General features: G+C 37.2%; 15 protein-coding genes and 1 tRNA gene. 9 read left to right on the top strand and 7 right to left on the bottom strand.

The window, feature by feature from the left end; all coding sequences use genetic code 11:
* Positions 1–55: 55 nt before the first annotated feature.
* From ACYVHJ_RS23365 to ACYVHJ_RS23345, 5 genes are all read right to left on the bottom strand, one after another.
* A complete protein-coding gene (locus ACYVHJ_RS23365) occupies positions 56–991 on the bottom strand; it encodes a YihY/virulence factor BrkB family protein (RefSeq protein WP_339901384.1) in 936 nt (311 codons plus the stop codon).
* Between the two features lie 284 nt (positions 992–1275).
* Positions 1276–1833, bottom strand: coding sequence for a 1-acyl-sn-glycerol-3-phosphate acyltransferase (locus tag ACYVHJ_RS23360; RefSeq protein WP_339901385.1), 558 nt, complete (start codon positions 1831–1833; stop codon positions 1276–1278).
* A 3-nt stretch (positions 1834–1836) separates the two neighbouring features.
* Entirely contained in the window at positions 1837–2634 is a 798-nt protein-coding gene (locus tag ACYVHJ_RS23355) for a patatin-like phospholipase family protein (RefSeq protein ID WP_460520002.1), read from the bottom strand.
* A 63-nt stretch (positions 2635–2697) separates the two neighbouring features.
* Positions 2698–3645, bottom strand: coding sequence for an acetyl-CoA carboxylase carboxyltransferase subunit alpha (locus tag ACYVHJ_RS23350; RefSeq protein WP_339901387.1), 948 nt, complete (start codon positions 3643–3645; stop codon positions 2698–2700).
* 88 nt (positions 3646–3733) lie between these two features.
* Positions 3734–4387 carry an ABC transporter ATP-binding protein gene (locus ACYVHJ_RS23345; RefSeq protein ID WP_460519999.1) on the bottom strand — a complete coding sequence of 218 codons (654 nt, stop codon included), beginning with the start codon at positions 4385–4387 and terminating at the stop codon, positions 3734–3736.
* A gap of 250 nt (positions 4388–4637) precedes the next feature.
* Between ACYVHJ_RS23345 and sucC the strand changes: the two genes are divergently transcribed.
* Together sucC and ACYVHJ_RS23335 are read left to right on the top strand one after the other, a co-directional pair.
* Positions 4638–5852 (top strand): ADP-forming succinate--CoA ligase subunit beta, encoded by a 1215-nt coding sequence (gene sucC, locus ACYVHJ_RS23340; protein ID WP_339901390.1) that lies wholly within the window; start codon positions 4638–4640, stop codon positions 5850–5852.
* A 36-nt stretch (positions 5853–5888) separates the two neighbouring features.
* A tRNA-Arg gene (locus ACYVHJ_RS23335) sits at positions 5889–5962 on the top strand.
* Between the two features lie 455 nt (positions 5963–6417).
* On the opposite strand, the gene ACYVHJ_RS23330 is transcribed toward ACYVHJ_RS23335, so the two are convergent.
* Positions 6418–6837: a transposase gene (locus ACYVHJ_RS23330; RefSeq protein ID WP_339901392.1), complete on the bottom strand. Its 420-nt coding sequence runs from the start codon at positions 6835–6837 to the stop codon at positions 6418–6420.
* 635 nt (positions 6838–7472) lie between these two features.
* Here ACYVHJ_RS23330 and ACYVHJ_RS23325 point away from each other — a divergent pair.
* The 5 genes from ACYVHJ_RS23325 to ACYVHJ_RS23305 all read left to right on the top strand — a co-directional run bounded on the left by ACYVHJ_RS23325 (position 7473) and on the right by ACYVHJ_RS23305 (position 14493).
* The gene (locus ACYVHJ_RS23325) at positions 7473–9815 is read left to right on the top strand and encodes a M56 family metallopeptidase (RefSeq protein WP_460519994.1); all 2343 of its coding nucleotides are present in this window, start codon (positions 7473–7475) and stop codon (positions 9813–9815) included.
* Between the two features lie 123 nt (positions 9816–9938).
* On the top strand, positions 9939–11147 hold the full coding sequence (locus ACYVHJ_RS23320) for a glucuronyl esterase domain-containing protein (protein WP_460519991.1): 1209 nt from the start codon (positions 9939–9941) through the stop codon (positions 11145–11147).
* Positions 11140–12273: an apurinic/apyrimidinic endonuclease family protein gene (locus ACYVHJ_RS23315; protein ID WP_460519988.1), complete on the top strand. Its 1134-nt coding sequence runs from the start codon at positions 11140–11142 to the stop codon at positions 12271–12273. The genes ACYVHJ_RS23320 and ACYVHJ_RS23315 overlap by 8 nt, the downstream gene beginning before the upstream one ends.
* 169 nt (positions 12274–12442) lie before the next feature.
* Positions 12443–14023: a hypothetical protein gene (locus ACYVHJ_RS23310; protein ID WP_460519985.1), complete on the top strand. Its 1581-nt coding sequence runs from the start codon at positions 12443–12445 to the stop codon at positions 14021–14023.
* Positions 14024–14037: 14 nt separating this feature from the next.
* The gene (locus tag ACYVHJ_RS23305; protein WP_339904288.1) at positions 14038–14493 is read left to right on the top strand and encodes a DUF1801 domain-containing protein; all 456 of its coding nucleotides are present in this window, start codon (positions 14038–14040) and stop codon (positions 14491–14493) included.
* 49 nt (positions 14494–14542) lie between these two features.
* Here ACYVHJ_RS23305 and gap read toward each other — a convergent pair whose 3' ends face one another.
* On the bottom strand, positions 14543–15547 hold the full coding sequence (gap, locus tag ACYVHJ_RS23300; protein WP_339904290.1) for a type I glyceraldehyde-3-phosphate dehydrogenase: 1005 nt from the start codon (positions 15545–15547) through the stop codon (positions 14543–14545).
* 272 nt (positions 15548–15819) lie between these two features.
* On the opposite strand from gap, the gene ACYVHJ_RS23295 reads away from it, so the two are divergent.
* Together ACYVHJ_RS23295 and ACYVHJ_RS23290 are read left to right on the top strand one after the other, a co-directional pair.
* Positions 15820–16731, top strand: a complete 912-nt coding sequence (locus ACYVHJ_RS23295) for a bile acid:sodium symporter family protein (protein ID WP_339904292.1) — start codon at positions 15820–15822, stop codon at positions 16729–16731.
* Positions 16712–17728, top strand: coding sequence for a lysophospholipid acyltransferase family protein (locus tag ACYVHJ_RS23290; protein WP_460519980.1), 1017 nt, complete (start codon positions 16712–16714; stop codon positions 17726–17728). The genes ACYVHJ_RS23295 and ACYVHJ_RS23290 overlap by 20 nt, the downstream gene beginning before the upstream one ends.
* The last annotated feature ends 218 nt before the right edge of the window (positions 17729–17946 follow it).

Here is a 17946-nt window from a genome sequence, read left to right as displayed (position 1 = left end):
TGCTATCCTTCATTCATTTTTTGATTCAAGAACTTGAAAGTTACTGCGCACACTATCATTCCTTATGGTTATCATCTTCTAATTCTATAATCTTGACCTTTACTGCCTCTTTGATGGGCGTAACATGACCTCCTATATTTTCAGCAATATAATAGGTCAGTTGAGCTCCAAAGAGAAAAATGAGGACAGAATAGTATACCCAAATCAATACCACTACCAACGACCCGGCTGTCCCATAGTAACTACCTACATCAGCATTTCCTAAATATAGGCCTATTAAGAATTTCCCTAAGCCAAAAAGGAGCATGGTTACAAAAGCACCAAGCCAAACATCTTTCCATTTTACTTTCGCATCGGGAAGAATCTTATACATTAAACCAAAAACAAGAACAACTATGGATTGTGTTACCAAAAAATTGATAACTGAAGCCCATTGTAAAGTGCTATTTTCAAATATACCTGAAAAATAGTTCAGCAGAATAACAATAAAAGCATCTGCTAGAAGTGAAACCAATAATAGAAAACCGATTGAGGCAACCATTGAAAAACTTAAAAAACGATTCATTAAAAATTTCAAAATACCCTTTTCAGGTTTGGACCTGATATGCCAAATATGATTGATACTATTTTGTAAGCTGACAAAGACTGTAGTAGCAGAGAATATTAGGACCCCAATACCTATAATCCGGGCATACAAAGTTTGACCGGTAACTGATACATTTGACATAACGTCCTCTAAGGTAGCCGCGCTTTCAGTACCCATCATTTTTGAAACCTGTGTTAATAATTCCTCTTTTACTGTATCCTCATTTAGGATTACTGAGGCAATATTAAGAATAATGATTAACAATGCTGGAAGGGAAAAAATGGTGTAAAAAGCGGTAGAAGCAGCAAAAGTTAAAGAGTCATTTTTACCAAAATCTTTAACCCCATCTATCAATATTTCAAATACGGAATATTTTTTTAGCCTTTTTATTTTACTTTTAATCATAGAATCTTTCCCTACGTTTTTCTAAGGTATGTACCAAAAATCATTCCCTTTTTAATGCCAAAATTCAAATCAATCTTTTATCTTAAGGCCATTAGCAAATCAGGACAAATTTTGTTCAGCAAAAAGAGGCTGATTATAAAAAGCATACCCTACCGCTTGCAGGTTTATGAATTGCTAAAAATTAAATGGTAATTTGTTAGGACGACCTAAATTCATAGGTAAAGGTAAATCAGAAACTTACATTTTACAGAAAGCCAAAAAAAATAAAATGTGGTAAGTCCCTACTACCTGATGCCTTGATCAGGATATTTCCCGGTAATGGTCCTTCCAAAGGCTTTCATTTCCTCCATTTGTTCTTGAAAATTTCCATTGGGTTGAATTACAGGACCAATACCTGCTAATTTTCTTTTATAATCCAAAAAACCAACCACTACAGGAACTTCCGCACCAAGAGCAATGTGATAAAACCCTGATTTCCACCTTGGAGCATAACTTCTAGTTCCTTCGGGAGTTACCATCATCACTAATTCTTCTGATTCATTGAGCATTTGAATCATGGCTTCGGTATAGGTTTGTTTCCGCTTTCCACTCACCTTTTTTCTATCTATTGGAATTCCTCCCAAAGCTTTAATCAACCAACCTAAAGGGCCCACCATGATTTCCTTTTTAATAGTGAACTTAACGGGTACTTCCATCAGGTAGAAAGCTGAAAGAGCATAGATTAAATCCCAATTACTTGTATGGGGAATGGCTATCAACACAGCTTTTTTCAAGCCTTCAGGCCATTTTCCTGAGATTTCCCAACCTGAAATCCAAAATATTAAACGAGCAAGTAATTTCATGATTTAGTGACTGTTACTAGCTTGACTTTTTAAATCAAGTAAAGGTGGATTTTCTTTAATATATTTTTTACAAAATAGGTAACCTGTTTCAAAAATTTCAGCAGCTTTCTTAACCTCTAGCACTCCAAACTGAGCCAAACCGGGAGGATCCATAAAAAAATCACATTGATTTTTTCTGCTGTAAACATTATAATTCAAGGACATGATTACTGATCGCTCTATGAGACCTTTAATATTGGGTTGCCCATCTAATATTGCTAAATTATTACAATTGACACCTATAAGCGTATCACATAGGCCAATTAATGGCTCTACCGGTAAGTTATTTAAAACTCCCCCATCTACATAAAGTGTATCGTTGAGTAAAATTGGCTCAAACATACCTGGTATACAAGATGAAGCCATCAATCGCTTTATCAAGGGTCCTTCGGAGAAGTACTCGGTCCGACCGTTTTGAAAGTTGGTAGCGGTAACAAAAATGGGAATATTTAAGGCAGAGAAGTCATCTTCAGGTAGATATTTGGCAAATAAATCCGCCAATAAATCCATTTTTAATAAGGCTTTAAAACTAATTGAAGGCTTAAAGAACTTAAAATAATTGGTTTGGGTGATGATGTTAAAGATTGTTTCCGGAGAGTATCCATGAGCATACAAAGCTGCAATAATGGCCCCTGCGCTACTTCCGGAAATATAATCAGGAGAAATCCCTTCCTCACCGAGCCCTTGCAAAATACCAAGGTGAGCAATTCCTCTGACACCCCCACCGGACAATGCAATGCCTATTTTATTCTTTTTTTTCAAAATAATAATTAAATAGGAAATCAGTTTAAAATTTAATCCTCAATTATCCCTATAACTGCCACCCTACTCTTGGACGATGCCCATTGCACAGAATTTCTCTATCCTTTTTTCAATTCTCTTGTCAACTTTCATTTTGTCAAGCTCAATCAGCGCTTCTTTGATCTTACCTTTAATCCTACCCGCCATATCGGACATGTTTCTATGGGCTCCGCCAAGTGGCTCTTCTATGATGGCATCAACCAAGCCATTGTCTTTCATGTCCGGTCCGGTAAGCTTAAGGGCTTCAGCTGCCTGCTCTTTGTGGTCCCAACTTCTCCAGAGTATTGTAGAACAATTTTCTGGTGAAATAACTGAATACCAGGAATTTTCAAGCATCATTACCTTGTCTCCAATGGCGATGCCCAAGGCACCCCCAGACGCTCCCTCACCTATAATAATACAAATTACAGGAACCTTTAACTTGAACATTTCTCGAAGGTTTTTGGCAATGGCTTCTCCCTGTCCGCGCTCTTCTGCCTCAATGCCGGGATAAGCACCAGGAGTATCAATTAAAGTAATGATCGGTTTATTAAATTTTTCAGCCATTTTCATCAACCTCAAAGCCTTTCTATAGCCTTCCGGGTTGGCCATACCAAAATTCCTTTCTTGGCGGAGTTTGGTATTTCTTCCTTTTTGCTGCCCAATAAACATGACGGATCTACCATCAATATCACCAAGGCCACCAATCATAGCTTTGTCATCCTTAACCGTTCTATCGCCATGAAGCTCAATAAAATCATTGGTCATTTCATAGATATAGTCCAAGGCATAAGGTCTATCAGCATGTCTGGAAAGCTGTACCCTTTGCCAGCGGGTAAGGTTCTGAAAAGTTTCTTTTTTTAATACCTGAAGCTTTTCTTCCAAAGATTGAATATCTGAAGACAAGTCTATGTTTTTTTCATTTGCCAACTGAATCATTTCCTGAAGTTTAAGTTCAAGGTCAGCTATAGGCTTTTCAAATTCTAATACCATAAAATGAAGTTTTGAAGCATCAAAGATAAAAATTAATTTTTGATTACCTGACCAACTTATATTAAAGATGGCGTTTAATCAATTTATGTTAGGTTAAAATTTTCCCATCTCTCATGGTCAACATCCGGTCTGACATTTCTGCCAAGGATTGATTGTGGGTGACAATTACAAAGGACTGCCCCAATTCATCTCTAAGTTTGAAAAACAACTCATGCAAAGATTGGGCATTTTCCGTATCCAGGTTTCCACTGGGTTCATCTGCAAAAATAATATCAGGGTTATTTACCAATGCCCTTGCTACGGCCACTCTTTGTTGCTCTCCACCGGACAATTGAGCGGGTTTATGTCCTAGTCGTGAGGAGATGCCCAAAAGTGCTGCCAGTTCATTGGTTCTTTTTTTAAGCTTCTCTTCCGATCTCTTACCAATCAGACCAGGAATCCAAATATTTTCTTCAGCTGTAAACTCGGGAAGCAGGTTATGAAATTGGAAAATGAAACTAATTTTATCATTCCTGAAACTGGCCAGTTTGTCTCCACTCAATTTCAAAACATCAACCCCATCTACTTCCAAGGAACCTTCATCGGGTTTGTCCAAGGTTCCTAATATATGTAACAAAGTGCTTTTACCGGCGCCTGAAGCTCCGACTATGGAAACTATCTCTCCCTTTTGAATGATAACATCTACCCCTTTCAGGACGTGGAGTTCTCCATAATATTTTTGAATTGACTGCGCAACGAACATATAATTAAAGATAATTTATGTGATGGTTGAACAAACATAGGTGTATTTTAAAACTAATCAAAAATAATATTGATCAGTAGAAATAAACTTACAGTACTTGCATTCTACGCTATCGGCTTGATTTTTAATCGCATGAAAAGCAAATATTGACAGAAGAAAAGACAATCCTAAAAAGAATCAACAAAAAGCCTTTGCTAAATCTTGAATAATCGGACATTTGACATTAACTTCGGGCAAAAATTTGACCATAATGAATATACACGAATATCAAGCTAAAGAAGTATTAAAATCTTACGGAGTCAAAATACAAGAAGGCATTGTCGCTGATAGCCCTGAAGCTGCACTTGAGGCAGCCAAGAAGCTTACAGCAGATACCGGAACTTCTTGGTATGTACTAAAGGCACAAATTCATGCCGGAGGTAGAGGTAAAGGAGAAATTAAAGAAACCGGATCCAGAGGTGTGGTTTTGGCCAAATCGTTAGATGATGTTCCTGAAAAAGCCAAAGATATATTGAATGGTACACTTGTTACCATCCAAACAGGTGAGGAAGGCAAATTGGTCAAAAAAATCTTGGTTGCACAAGATGTTTACTATCCAGGAAAATCCGATCCAAAAGAATATTATTTATCTATCTTATTGGATAGAGCCACAGGAAGCAATATTATCATGGCTTCCACAGAAGGTGGTGTTAATATTGAAGAGATCGCCGAAAGCACTCCTGAAAAAATTATTAAAGAATGGGTAGATCCCATGTTAGGCATTCAACCTTACCAAGCTAGAAACGTAGCCTTTAAACTAGGTTTAGAAGGCAATGCCTTCAAAGAAATGGTAAAATTTATCATGGCGCTATATGCAGCTTATGATGCAAGTGATGCTTCCCAATTTGAAATCAATCCGGTTTTAAAGACATCTGATGATCAAATACTGGCAGTTGATGCCAAAGTGAATCTAGATGACAATGCACTTTATAGAAACAAGGCGCTTGCAGAGATGAGAGATCTTGATGAAGAAGATCCATTTGAAGTAGAAGCAGCAGAATCCGGTCTTAATTATGTGAAGCTTGACGGAAATGTAGGCTGTATGGTAAATGGAGCTGGATTGGCAATGGCCACTATGGACATGATCAAACTGTCCGGTGGAGAACCTGCCAACTTCCTAGATGTTGGAGGTGGGGCCAATGCACAAACCGTTGAAGCCGGGTTTAGAATTATCCTTAAAGACCCTAAAGTAAAAGCCATCCTTATTAATGTCTTTGGAGGTATTGTAAGGTGTGACAGAATTGCATCCGGAGTAGTAGAAGCCTATAAGTCTATTGGTGACATTAGTGTACCAATTATCGTAAGGTTACAAGGTACCAACGCTGAAGAAGGGGCTAAGATCATTGATGAGTCCGGACTTAAAGTTACTTCTGCCATTACTTTAAAAGAAGCTGCAGAAAAAGTACAGAATGTACTAAGTGCTTAATATTAAAAATACAATTGCGGCCTACATGGCCCGCATGCACCCGTAGTTCAACTGGATAGAATATCGGATTTCGGCTCCGAGGGTTGAGGGTTCGAATCCTTCCGGGTGTACAAAAAGCCTTCTTATTGGAAAATAAGTAGGCTTTTTTTATGGATAGACTTTTTTAGGCAGCTACAAAAAAACAGACAATCCCTTCCAAGCAAAATTAATACCAATCCCTTCTCTCAAAACGATATCACACACTAATTAAAACCTATTGAATAAAGGTATAATCTTATTTTTAGACTGGCGTAACAAGAAATTAGCAAACCATATTTTATTTTAAACATGAATTTTAAATTATTATTAATGTTACCACATAAATAGCTCAGATAATATATTAATTAAACTTGGTTGAATTATAAAACAAAAAAAATAGCACTTGGTGACTACCAAGTGCTACTGCCTTTTATCTAAACAAACAAATAAGTTTGTACAGAACTAAAAAGATTATATTGATACTAATTTATAAGGAATTAGAAAATTATCTTTAGGCCTAACCTCTAGGCATCAAACGCTAATTTTCTTAAGACTCTTTAATCCATTTAAATAAAGTTTGGTAGGTTACTCCTGTTTCTTTACTAAAATCAGCTTTGGTTTTGCCTTCAGCTTCAGCCTTCTTCCATTCAGCTAAGATTCCCGCCTTTTCTTCAGCAGAATAAGTCCTCCTGCCTCTTGTAGTCGGTTTATCAGCTTTGGCATCTACGCCGTAGATAAACTGTAAGATACCCATTAATTTAGAAGCCTCCCCTTTTGAGCTTAAACCTAAACTATCTAAATCAGTAATGGCTGAATCTTTTAGATTTTTTGTTACAAAAGGATGTTTTCCTTTTTTGTGCGCATCGTCAATTGAATGGAAAATATTTCCATCCGCATCTTCCATATAAACCACAGCATTGGTTTTAGAAAGATCTGAGTACTTGTTTAAAAATTCTTGAATAGACATAAAATAATTATTTAGATGATAAATTAAGCGAAGTTACGTTTTATTTCTATTTGTTTTACAATATCTGTACCGTAAATTCTATTTAATTTTTATATACCTAATTAAAACGCATTATAAATATAAATTGTTGTGAGAAATGTCATATAAAAGTTAAAAATTCAATTCTTTAAGTTCCCTGAAATTGGATTTTAGAGAAATATCGTCTACGTTAACGCAATAAGTTTAGATTTTGAAAAGATTTATAATAATAAATAGCCTGACATCAAATTGTTTGAAATAGATGATTTAATCTTTTAGGTATTTTTTCAAGTTTATTAGGAATTCTAAAACTAAATCGATAAGTTTAATTGACTTATTTGAGATATTCCAAATTATCACCCTAATAATGAATTAAATAAGAAGTATGGTTCTATTACAATTCAACCACTAATTGATGAAATTTTGTGGGGAACTTTAAGCAGAACAACTAGAGAGCATATAGTGCTTGTAAAAAACAAACAGAATTAATAATCTAATCTGCAAATTATTAAAAACTGAATATGGCTTCAATAATTAACTTCATATGGCAGAGTATTATTTGCCTGTCTTTTTTCTACATTTTTTATTGGGTTTTCCTTAAAGATGAAAAAACCTTCGTGTTTAATAGAATATATCTGTTGATCACTCCATTTCTTGCTGTGGCATTCTCTTTAATTGAAATCCCAGTTTCTTTTGAAACACCAAGTATTTCCTTGGAAAATACAGCATTTTTAAAGGCTTTAGAATTTGACAGCCAAAGGGAAATCGCCGGGGCATATGGTTTACCTGAAGTAACCGTAACAGGGAGCAGACTTCCCACGCTATGGGGATTTAAAGATTATCTGGTATTTGGTTACTTGGTGGTGGTCTTGTTACTATTTGCTAGATTTTACTGGCAGTATCTACAATTAAAAGAAATTTTAAGAAAAGGATGGTATCAAACATCTTATATGCTTAAGGAAAAATACTTCAAGGTCCCCAATTTTGGCCTCACCCCTGTATTCTCTTATTTTGATAAAGTTTTTTGGGATGATTCTCTTCAATTAAGTACTAAAGAAAAGAAGCAAATACTCAATCATGAAATTGAACATGTTAAACAAAAGCATTCTTATGATATAATCATCTATCAAATACTCAGTAATGTATTTTGGTTTAATCCAATCATTCACTTGATGAATCGTGCATTGGTTGACCTACATGAATTCCAAGCTGATGCTCGTGTCATTAAAGATAAAGAATTAAAAGATTCCTATCCAAAACTTGTGGCAAGAATGGCTTTTGCAGGATTGGATCTACCCCTAGGAAGCAATTTTGTAAGTTCAACAACCCTGAGAAGGATTAGGATGATGAAAGCCAATAAAAAAACCAATTGGTTTAAAGTAGCAATGCTTATTCCATTAACTGTTTTGGTATTTGGTTTGATTTCTATGAAAAGTAACAATAGCATTATTTCTTTTAACAATTATTCAACACTCCCAATTTCATTTCTTAAAAATCAAATAGAAGCCTTTCAAGATTCAATAGCAGTAGGTATAAAATTAAAGAGTATAAAAAACCCTACTCATTATGAGAGTATTGGAAAGCTTCATCATGAGTCTTTAAATGTACAAGTGGGCGAATTGTCCTATGAGTTTACCGGAATAAAAAACCAACAGGAATACATAAAAGTGCTAAATTTAGTGGAAACACTCAGACCCAATTCCAAATTAAATAAAAAATATGAAAATGCATTTTCTTATCAACTTGCAGATCAAAAACCTGAGCCTAAGGAGGGATGGAATGCCTGGGAGGAATATTTAAGGTCACAAATTCCTGCTCGCCTAATAGATGGGATTCAAATGGATGGTGACTTGGTTGCCTTGGAATTTGTTGTAGATAAAGAAGCCAATATAGTATACGCTTCCATAAAGAAGAGTTTGGGAGAAGAAGTAGATCAATTGCTTCTTACCGCCCTTACCAAAGGTAACAGTCCTACTTGGATACCCGGTAAAAAAGACGGTGAGACCGTAGCAGTAGTGGTAAATACCAATATCAAATTAAAGAAATCAAACAATTATAAAACTACCCAAAACACAGAATTTCGAAGTCCGGGTCCAAACAACAATGCAAAAGCTTTCCCTGAAAACAGAGGTTTATCTTTTAATGATGACTTAAAATCCGGAGCCATCGCCTTAGGTTCTACATTCAAATCACACTTGATTGAAAACTTGGATTTTCCTAAAGGTAATATAGCTAAAGGTTTATCCGGAACAACAATTGTCAATCTCAAAACAGATTCTTATGGAAATATAGAGGGGGTTTCCTTCTCTCAAAGGATTGATGCGAGTTTCGAAAAAGAAATTCTTCAAGTCCTTTCTAATGCGCCTAACTTAAAACCGATTTTACAAAAAAATGAATACCAATTGCTGTTGCCCATTTCCTTTAAAATAAACGGTGCTGATAGCAATACCATCCTCCCAAGTTTAAATAAAGATTATGGCGATGCCATTCAAATCAATAGTTACTCCGCACAGAAGGCCTCCATTACATCGAATATAGAAATCCCTGTCCAGATTATTAAAGAGGGCTTGATTTCATTCAATGGCGTCCTTATGCCTATCAATTCAGCCCTACCAAGATTAATAAAAGCATACAACGGCTTTAATTCCTTGGATCCCCATTCGATATTCGTCAATTTTTCTGCCGGAAAAGATATAAAAATGGGCGAGGTTCAAAATGTACAAGCAGCCTTAAGAGATGCCGGTATAAACAAAATTGTATTTAAAGCAGCGGAAAGCCAAGTTATAAAATCAGCTCAGTCCCCGCTTTATATTATTGATGGAACCGTTCACGAATCTCCATCAATCACTAACTTTCCTAAACCGGAAAATATAAAAACCATTTCTGTGGTAAATCCAAACAAATTGAATCTCCATGGAGAAAAAGCCGAAAATGGCGCTATTGTAATCACAACAGAGTAATTGACTACTATAAATAAAACGGCTACAACCACATTTAAACCAGCTTCAAAGTATAAAACAACCTGCCTTTTGGTAGGTTTTTTTATATATTGCAGGTAAATCAATTAAACATAAAATATTACAATGGCCTACAGATATCTTCTTTACATGTTATTTCTTGCAATGCTTCCTGCATTATCCTATGCTCAAAAAGAAACCCACACAGACGAATCAAAAGTTCCTGATTTTTCTATACCGGACCTTTTCGTCAATTTGAAAGGTCAAGAGATTAGGACCATTCAGGATTGGGCGCAAGTGAGAAGACCTGAATTAGTCCATCTTTTTGAAGAAAATGTATATGGTACCATGCCAAAAGCCATGGACGCCCAAACCTTCACCGTTGTTAATGAAGATAAATTGGCCATGAATGGCTTGGCCACATTGAAGGAAATTGACATAGAAGTAACTTATAGGTCTCAATCAGCCACAATGAGGCTTATCTTGTTCATTCCTAATCAAAGAAAAGAAGCAGCTCCTGTATTCTTATTAATTAACCACAGGGACCCGGAAAATATTGACCCCACCAGAAAAATTAAAATGGGCTTCTGGCCTGCCGAAGAAATTGTAAGCCGTGGATATGCCGCTGCCACCTTTCATGTGAAGGATGTATCCGATGATGACAAAGTAACTTTCACAGAAGATATTTTAAGTAAATTGTATCCTGAAGAATTAGAAAAGGAAAATGGAATGCGTGGCTTAGGTGCCTGGGCATGGGGAGCCATGCGCGCCATGGATTATTTTGAAACTTGCCAAGATATCAACGCCAAAAAAGCTGCTGTAATTGGACACTCCAGAGGTGGAAAAGCTTCACTTTGGACCGGTGCTTCAGACACTAGATGGGCCATCACAATTTCTAATGAGTCAGGAGCTGGTGGAGCCGCCATTTCCCGAAGAAAATTTGGAGAAACAGTTGAAAGAATAAACACTTCCTTCCCCTATTGGTTTACAGATAATTTCAATAAATACAATAACAACGAAGCCTTGTTGCCAATAGACCAACACATGTTAATAGCAGCCATGGCGCCAAGAGCCGTTTATGTGGCCAGCGCATCTGAAGATTTATGGGCAGATCCTAAAGGTGAATACATGTCTTTGCAATTGGGAACAAGGGTGCATCGAGAAATTTATAAAATGACGGGAGATTTTCCTAAAGAAATAAATTCACCGGGAAACCCTGTTCACCTACCTTATGCAGGTCACCACATCCGAGAAGGAAAACATAATCTGACCCCTTACGATTGGAATTTATTTATGGATTTTGCGGATAACTATTTCCGGTTTAAAAATGAATAAAAACAGACGCCATTTTCTACATAAATCTGTTAAACTTACAGGTATCCCCTTAGTCGGCCCCCTTTCATTGCCCTACTTTTCCGGAACCTATGAACAAAAAGAAAATTATACTCGGGATCTGGGTATAAAATTATGTCTTGCTTATTTCTGGGGAATTGAACCCAGAAAAACAGCCCTTTCACGTCAAATGGATGTGCTTGGCGCAGTTGGCCCCATCAATTCCAGATTAGCTAATCTACCTGATGAAAAAGACAATTCCAGAACAGTAATCAAAGCCATAAAAAATGCTTGGGAGCGTGAAGGACTTACCCTAAGGGTGATAGAAGGCCCACCTTACCTTGGAGAAAAAACAAAACTTGGCTTATCCGGACGTGATGAAGAAATTGACAACTTCATCACACTTATAAAAAATTTATCTCTTGAAGGCATTGATACCATATGCTATAATTGGATGCCTATAATTAGTTGGGCCAGAACAATTGTTGACAAATCAAGTAGAGGTGGTGCTTTAGTAAGTGGGTTTGATGTAACAGCAATTAAAAATAAGCCGCCCATAAATGAGTACGGCATCTTGACACCTGAAATGATGTGGGAAAACCTAAGGTATTTTCTAAAGGCTGTTTGCCCGGAAGCTGAAAAATATGGGGTAAAACTAGCCTTACATCCTGATGATCCACCCATTGATAACATACAGGGAATTCCTCGAATCATGACATCCGTTCAGGCATTCAAAAAAATGTTGGACATTTATCCAAGTGTAAATAATGGGATTACTTTTTGCCAGGGAAGTTTTGCCTCAATGGGAACCAGTACTGAGCAAGTAAATATTCCTGAAGCCATCAAGTATTTTGGAAAAAGAAATGTCATCCACTTTGTACATTTTCGGGATGTAATTGGAAACAAAAACAACTTTGAAGAAACCTTTCATGATGCAGGAAAGACGAATATGTTTGCAGCAATGCAAGCTTATCGAGACATTGGATTTAAAGGCCCAATGCGACCTGATCATGTACCTACTATGGCCGGAGACAGTAATGACAAACCGGGTTACAGTACCATTGGAACCCTTTTTGCCATTGGCTACATTAGAGGGCTTATGGAAGGAGTAGGGAAAAGTAAAAATTGATTCAATATTAGAATCATTCCTTCAAGTGAAAGATGTTATCAATAAAATCTCTTCAAGGTGATATGGCTAACACAATACCACCCTACAATGGCTTCATTCAATTGATAACCAAACACCTACTTCAGTGGTCTTTTTTCATTTTTTAAAGTAATTAATTAAAATTGTTACTATGAATCGTTGGTTAAAAATTGTCCTCTTAATTTTTGCGGGAATCCTGTTATTTCTATTGGTATTTGGAATGTATCAATTTCGGGACAGGCACAAAGGCTATGACCTGAACCTCTCTTTACATAATGAAGAAAATGCCGAATTAAGTGCCGGGTTTGCTATCGCTGATATCAGCCCAGTAGGTTATGATACCTGGCAGGATGTAAATGGTGATGCTGAATACAATGAAGAGGATGGGGATTATTACAACGACCTCAATCAAAATGGGAAATTTGATCCTATTTGGCTAGCAGGATTTCAACAAAATAGGCCTGCATCAGGAATCAACGATCCTTTGTCGGCAAGATCCATGGTATTGGATGATGGACAAATAAAATTAGGCCTTTGTGTCATTGACATGATTGGCTTTGGAAATGATGAAGTAATATCCTTAAGAAAAAAGATCCTTGAACAAATAGATTTGGATCACCTGATTATCACCAGTACACATGTGCATTCTTCTCCTGATATGATGGGCATGTGGGGACCCGATCCATTTACCAGGGGAGTGGATGAAAATTATAAAGCCCTCGTTTTTGAGGGAATCACAAAATCTGTATTGGAAGCTTATGAAAACCGAAAACCCGCTTACCTAAAATTTGCCATTAATGAAAGTGATGCCGCTCCTTTGGTTGGAGATACCAGAGCACCCAAGGTCTATGATGCGGCCATTAGGCTTATGCAGGTAATGGAAAAGAGGACAGACCAAACCTTAGGAACAATCATGAACTGGGGCAACCACCCTGAGACACTCTGGGCAGATAACACCCTTATCAGTTCCGATTTCCCTCATTATTGGAGGGAATATATGGAAAAAGGCATTGTTTACAATGATTCTGTTTACCATGAAGGCCTGGGAGGCGTTTCTATTTTTCTTAATGGGGCATTGGGAGGCTTGATGACAACCAGACCAAGTGACCCTGTGGTTCACCCCTATTCACAGGTCAGCTTAAAAGCTGCAACTGTAGAAAAAATCGATGCCCAAGGATTGGCCTTGGCCAAAATTAGTTTTGAAACCATGGCTAAAGGAATGGATACGGTGTACCGGAGCAACTTGGCAATCCGTGCCAAAACGGTACCATTGCCTATGACAAATAAATTATTCAGGTTGGCCTCTTTTATTGGGGTATTTGATAGGGGGTTTATGTCTTGGGGAAATGTGAGATCTGAAGTAAATGTATGGAAACTAGGCCCTGCTACTTTCGTACATATACCTGGAGAATTGTACCCGGAAATCCTTAACGGTGGTGTAGAGGCACCGGAAGGTGCTGATTTTGGCATTGCCCCCATAGAAGTGCCCGCCATTAAAAGCATGATGCCCGGCCAATTTAAATTCTTTAGTGGCATGGCCAATGATATGATTGGCTATATTGTACCCAAAAGTCAATGGGATGAAAAGCCTCCATTTACCTATGGTCGAGAGACTGCCCCTTATGGGGAAGTAAATTCTCTGGGGCCCGAAACGGCTCCAATCCTTCACAGGGAGACTTTAAAACTACTGGATGACTTATCCAAAACAACCACTATCTTAAAGAAAAATTAATCATACCCAATCCGATGAATAGCAAAGCCACCTCAGTTGAAGACTATCTCAAAGAAATTCCTGATGATAGAAAAGAAGCATTTTATAAATTAAGACAAACGATTGTTTCCAATCTCCCCAAAGGATTTGAAGAAACCATGAGTTATGGTATGATTGGCTATGTTGTGCCCCATTCAGCCTATCCTGCAGGCTACCACTGCAACCCTAAACTCCCCTTACCTTTTGTAAACATTGCCAATCAAAAAAGTTACCTGGCCTTGTACCATTCCTGTATTTATGCAGATGGGGATCTGATGAGCTGGTTTAAGGAAGAATTCCCAAAACACAGTAAGGCTAAATTAGATATGGGTAAGAGTTGTATCCGCTTCAAAAAAATGGATCAAATCCCCTATGATTTAATAGGAGAATTAATAGCAAAGGTGAGTATGCAGGAATGGATCAGCACTTACGAAAAGAGTATAAAAAAATAGGGTTGGAGAAACTCCAACCCTATCTTCATTAATTAAAGCCTAAGGCTTATTATTTTTTAGCGATGTATTCCAACAAGTCCACAACTTTATTAGAATAACCCCATTCGTTGTCATACCAAGCTACCAATTTTACAAATGTATCATTCAATTGGATTCCTGCACCAGCATCGAAAATTGAAGTTCTTGCATCTCCAATGAAGTCATTAGAAACTACTGCATCTTCAGTATATCCCATAATGCCTTTCAATTCACCGTCAGCAGCTTCTTTCATTTTAGCACAAATCTCTTCATAAGTAGCTCCTTTTGAAAGCCTTACAGTAAGATCTACTACAGAAACGTCAGGAGTTGGAACCCTGAAAGACATACCTGTAAGTTTTCCATTCAATTCCGGAATTACTTTACCTACGGCTTTAGCAGCTCCTGTAGAAGAAGGGATAATGTTTTGTCCGGCTCCTCTTCCACCTCTCCAGTCCTTCATTGAAGGTCCGTCAACAGTTTTCTGAGTAGCAGTGGTAGCATGAACAGTAGTCATAAGACCTTCTTCTATACCCCAGTTGTCATTCACAACTTTGGCTAAAGGTGCAAGACAGTTGGTTGTACAAGAGGCATTTGAAACAAATACCATATCAGAAGTGTAAGTTCCTTCATTTACTCCCATTACGATCATTGGCGTATCGTCTTTAGAAGGAGCTGACATCACTACTTTCTTGGCACCGGCATCAATATGACCCTGTGCTTTTTCTTTGGTTAAGAATAAACCGGTAGATTCTACTACATACTCTGCGCCAATATCAGACCATTTCAAATCCGCAGGATTTCTTTCAGAAGTTACTCTGATTGCATTCCCGTTTACAACTAACTGGCCATCTTTAACTTCAACATCACCTTTGAAAGGACCGTGAGTTGAATCATATTTTAGCATGTAGGCCATATATTCTACATCAATTAAGTCGTTGATGCCCACAATTTGAACATCTTCTCTTTCTTGTGCAGCACGGAATACGAGTCTTCCTATCCTACCGAATCCATTGATACCTACTTTAATTTTTTCCATAATGTTGATTGTCTATTCTATGGTTTAAAAGATTACTATTTTTTGCTGTTCACCGCTTTGGAAATAAAATGAAGTTCTAGTGCTGAACAATTCAAAATTAGCCAATTGGTCTATTTGATCTTTCCTTCCGAAATTTTCAATGGTCAAATTTATAAAAATTAAATTTATCATTGAAATTTTGTTTTTGAATAGTTTAAAAAACTTATCAATTAACCGGCAATCCTATCGTTCTGAAAATTTATATTAATTTTGACTTTCACTTCAATTGCTTTATGGAAGAATTAGATCAAATGCAGATCAATTTTGGAGAGGATTCCTTATTTTTAATGAACGTTTCTCTGGCCGTTATTATGTTTGGTGTCGCCCTTGAAATTAAACTTTCGGATTTCAAATATTTATGGTCGCATCCCAAATCATTTTTACTTGGCATTACCTCCCAATTTCTCCTGCTCCCATTTCTAACATGGGTTTTGGTTCTGTTTATCCAACCAAGTCCCAGTGTAGCCTTGGGCATGTTCTTAGTAGCAGCCTGCCCCGGTGGCAATATTTCAAATTTTCTCACCAATTATGCACGAGGCAACAGCGCACTCTCGGTTAGTCTTACGGCTTTCGCCACATTAAGTTCTATTGTACTCACTCCTTTTAATTTCGCACTATGGTCCGGGCTTTATTCTCCTGCTGCCCTCTTATTAAAAAGCATCAGTCTAAATTACAGTGATGTTTTTGAGACTGTAGCACTTATTCTCGGCATTCCCTTGATATTAGGGATATATGTCAACAAGAAGAAGCCTTTTCTGGCCGAAAAAATTGCAAGCCTTCTCAAACCTATAAGTGTGGTAATCTTTATCAGTATTGTCATTATCGCCTTTTATAGCAATTTCGATCTTTTTATTAAAGTCATTGGATGGATTTTCGGTTTGGTTTTGATGCATAACCTTGTAGCTCTAGGCTCAGGCTTTAGCTTGTCTAAAGTCTTCGGTTTAACCCTTGAAGACACCAAAACCCTTACCATTGAAACCGGAATTCAAAACTCCGGACTGGCCCTGGTTTTGATTTTCAACTATTTTGATGGCTTAGGAGGGATGTCTATTATTGCCGGATGGTGGGGCATTTGGCATATCGTTTCAGGCCTTACCATCGCTAGCCTATGGAAAAAATACAATTATGTGGCAAAGGTTGTTTAATTCCCTACTCAAGCGGTTGGTGAAAACTGCCTTATGGTTTTATTTTTCAGAAATTGAAGTCGTTGGAAATTGGAAGCCTTATAAGCACAGGCCCACCCTTATAATTGCCAACCACCAAAATGCCTTATTGGATGCTTTATTGATCGCAACATTAATCGACCTAAAGCCTTATTTTCTCGCAAGGGCATCTGTTTTTAAAAACCCCTTGATTGCCAAAATTTTGGCCTTCATGAGAATGGTACCTGTATATAGAATCAGAGATGGGTTCGGGACAATTTCCGGAAACAATAAAAGCTTTGCCCTTTGTAAGTCCATCTTGAAAAAGAACGGTAAAATATTGATTTTCCCGGAAGGAAATCATTCCTTAAAACGCCGGATTAGGCCCCTTAGTAAAGGTTTTACACGAATAGTAGCTGCAACTTTAGCAGATGATCCTTCTTTTGATTTGATTATCCTTCCCATAGGTCTAAGCTATCAAGCCCACCAAAAATCAGGCTCTAAAGCCTTGCTGGAAATTGGAGCACCAATATCTGCTAAGGATTATTTTGGAGAGGAAAGAAAATTGGTTAAGCAATCAAAAAAGGCACTAGAATGCCTAAGCTTACATTTACCTGAAGAAAATTACGACAATTCCATTAAACAAATTATCCAATCAGATGTAGACATCACCAAGTGCAGAGGAAATACGGTAATGAATTCCAATGAGGAATTAAAGCCTGCCTCCAAATGGAAAAACGGGCTATTTAAAATTCTTCATCTTCCCCTTTGGCTGGTATGGAAATGGATAGAGCGTAAAGTAGAAGACCCTGTATTTTATGGGACGATTAAATTTTGCATTGGGTTGGTTGGCATTCCACTTTATTACCTTGGCCTATTGATTGTGTTCTCCAAGCTTTTCTCTACAGCCCTAGCCTTAATTTGCATCTTAATATTGTCATTGGTTCTTAAAATGAATAGTAATCATTACAATATTGATGAAGAAAAATTGATCAAATAGTAAGTATATTTTTTTAATCACTGTTAATGGCGAACCGCCTAAACTTGAAATATTATCTTCTAATAAGGCTTTCCTTACACGGTAAAGATGCTTATTATGGGACACCTTTAAAATTTTTTCATACTACTGCTGAACCAATTGACAAATAGCTGCTTGTTCAAACAAAGAATAGAGGTATATTTGACCGCTGCTGTATTTTTTGAATTAACTAAGGAATT

The organism is Cyclobacterium sediminis (genome assembly GCF_054781075.1).
This window is presented reverse-complemented; position numbering and strand designations above follow the sequence as displayed.

What these genes read in the sequence shown, in the direction of transcription:
- ACYVHJ_RS23320 (WP_460519991.1), top strand. Translation starts at nt 9,939, where the DNA reads ATGGCCTACAGATATCTTCTTTACATGTTATTTCTTGCAATGCTTCCT.
- ACYVHJ_RS23345 (WP_460519999.1), bottom strand. Translation starts at nt 4,387, where the DNA reads ATGTTCGTTGCGCAGTCAATTCAAAAATATTATGGAGAACTCCACGTC.
- sucC (WP_339901390.1), top strand. Translation starts at nt 4,638, where the DNA reads ATGAATATACACGAATATCAAGCTAAAGAAGTATTAAAATCTTACGGA.
- ACYVHJ_RS23290 (WP_460519980.1), top strand. Translation starts at nt 16,712, where the DNA reads ATGTGGCAAAGGTTGTTTAATTCCCTACTCAAGCGGTTGGTGAAAACT.
- gap (WP_339904290.1), bottom strand. Translation starts at nt 15,547, where the DNA reads ATGGAAAAAATTAAAGTAGGTATCAATGGATTCGGTAGGATAGGAAGA.
- ACYVHJ_RS23330 (WP_339901392.1), bottom strand. Translation starts at nt 6,837, where the DNA reads ATGTCTATTCAAGAATTTTTAAACAAGTACTCAGATCTTTCTAAAACC.
- ACYVHJ_RS23360 (WP_339901385.1), bottom strand. Translation starts at nt 1,833, where the DNA reads ATGAAATTACTTGCTCGTTTAATATTTTGGATTTCAGGTTGGGAAATC.
- ACYVHJ_RS23350 (WP_339901387.1), bottom strand. Translation starts at nt 3,645, where the DNA reads ATGGTATTAGAATTTGAAAAGCCTATAGCTGACCTTGAACTTAAACTT.
- ACYVHJ_RS23365 (WP_339901384.1), bottom strand. Translation starts at nt 991, where the DNA reads ATGATTAAAAGTAAAATAAAAAGGCTAAAAAAATATTCCGTATTTGAA.
- ACYVHJ_RS23310 (WP_460519985.1), top strand. Translation starts at nt 12,443, where the DNA reads ATGAATCGTTGGTTAAAAATTGTCCTCTTAATTTTTGCGGGAATCCTG.
- ACYVHJ_RS23305 (WP_339904288.1), top strand. Translation starts at nt 14,038, where the DNA reads ATGAATAGCAAAGCCACCTCAGTTGAAGACTATCTCAAAGAAATTCCT.
- ACYVHJ_RS23295 (WP_339904292.1), top strand. Translation starts at nt 15,820, where the DNA reads ATGGAAGAATTAGATCAAATGCAGATCAATTTTGGAGAGGATTCCTTA.
- ACYVHJ_RS23315 (WP_460519988.1), top strand. Translation starts at nt 11,140, where the DNA reads ATGAATAAAAACAGACGCCATTTTCTACATAAATCTGTTAAACTTACA.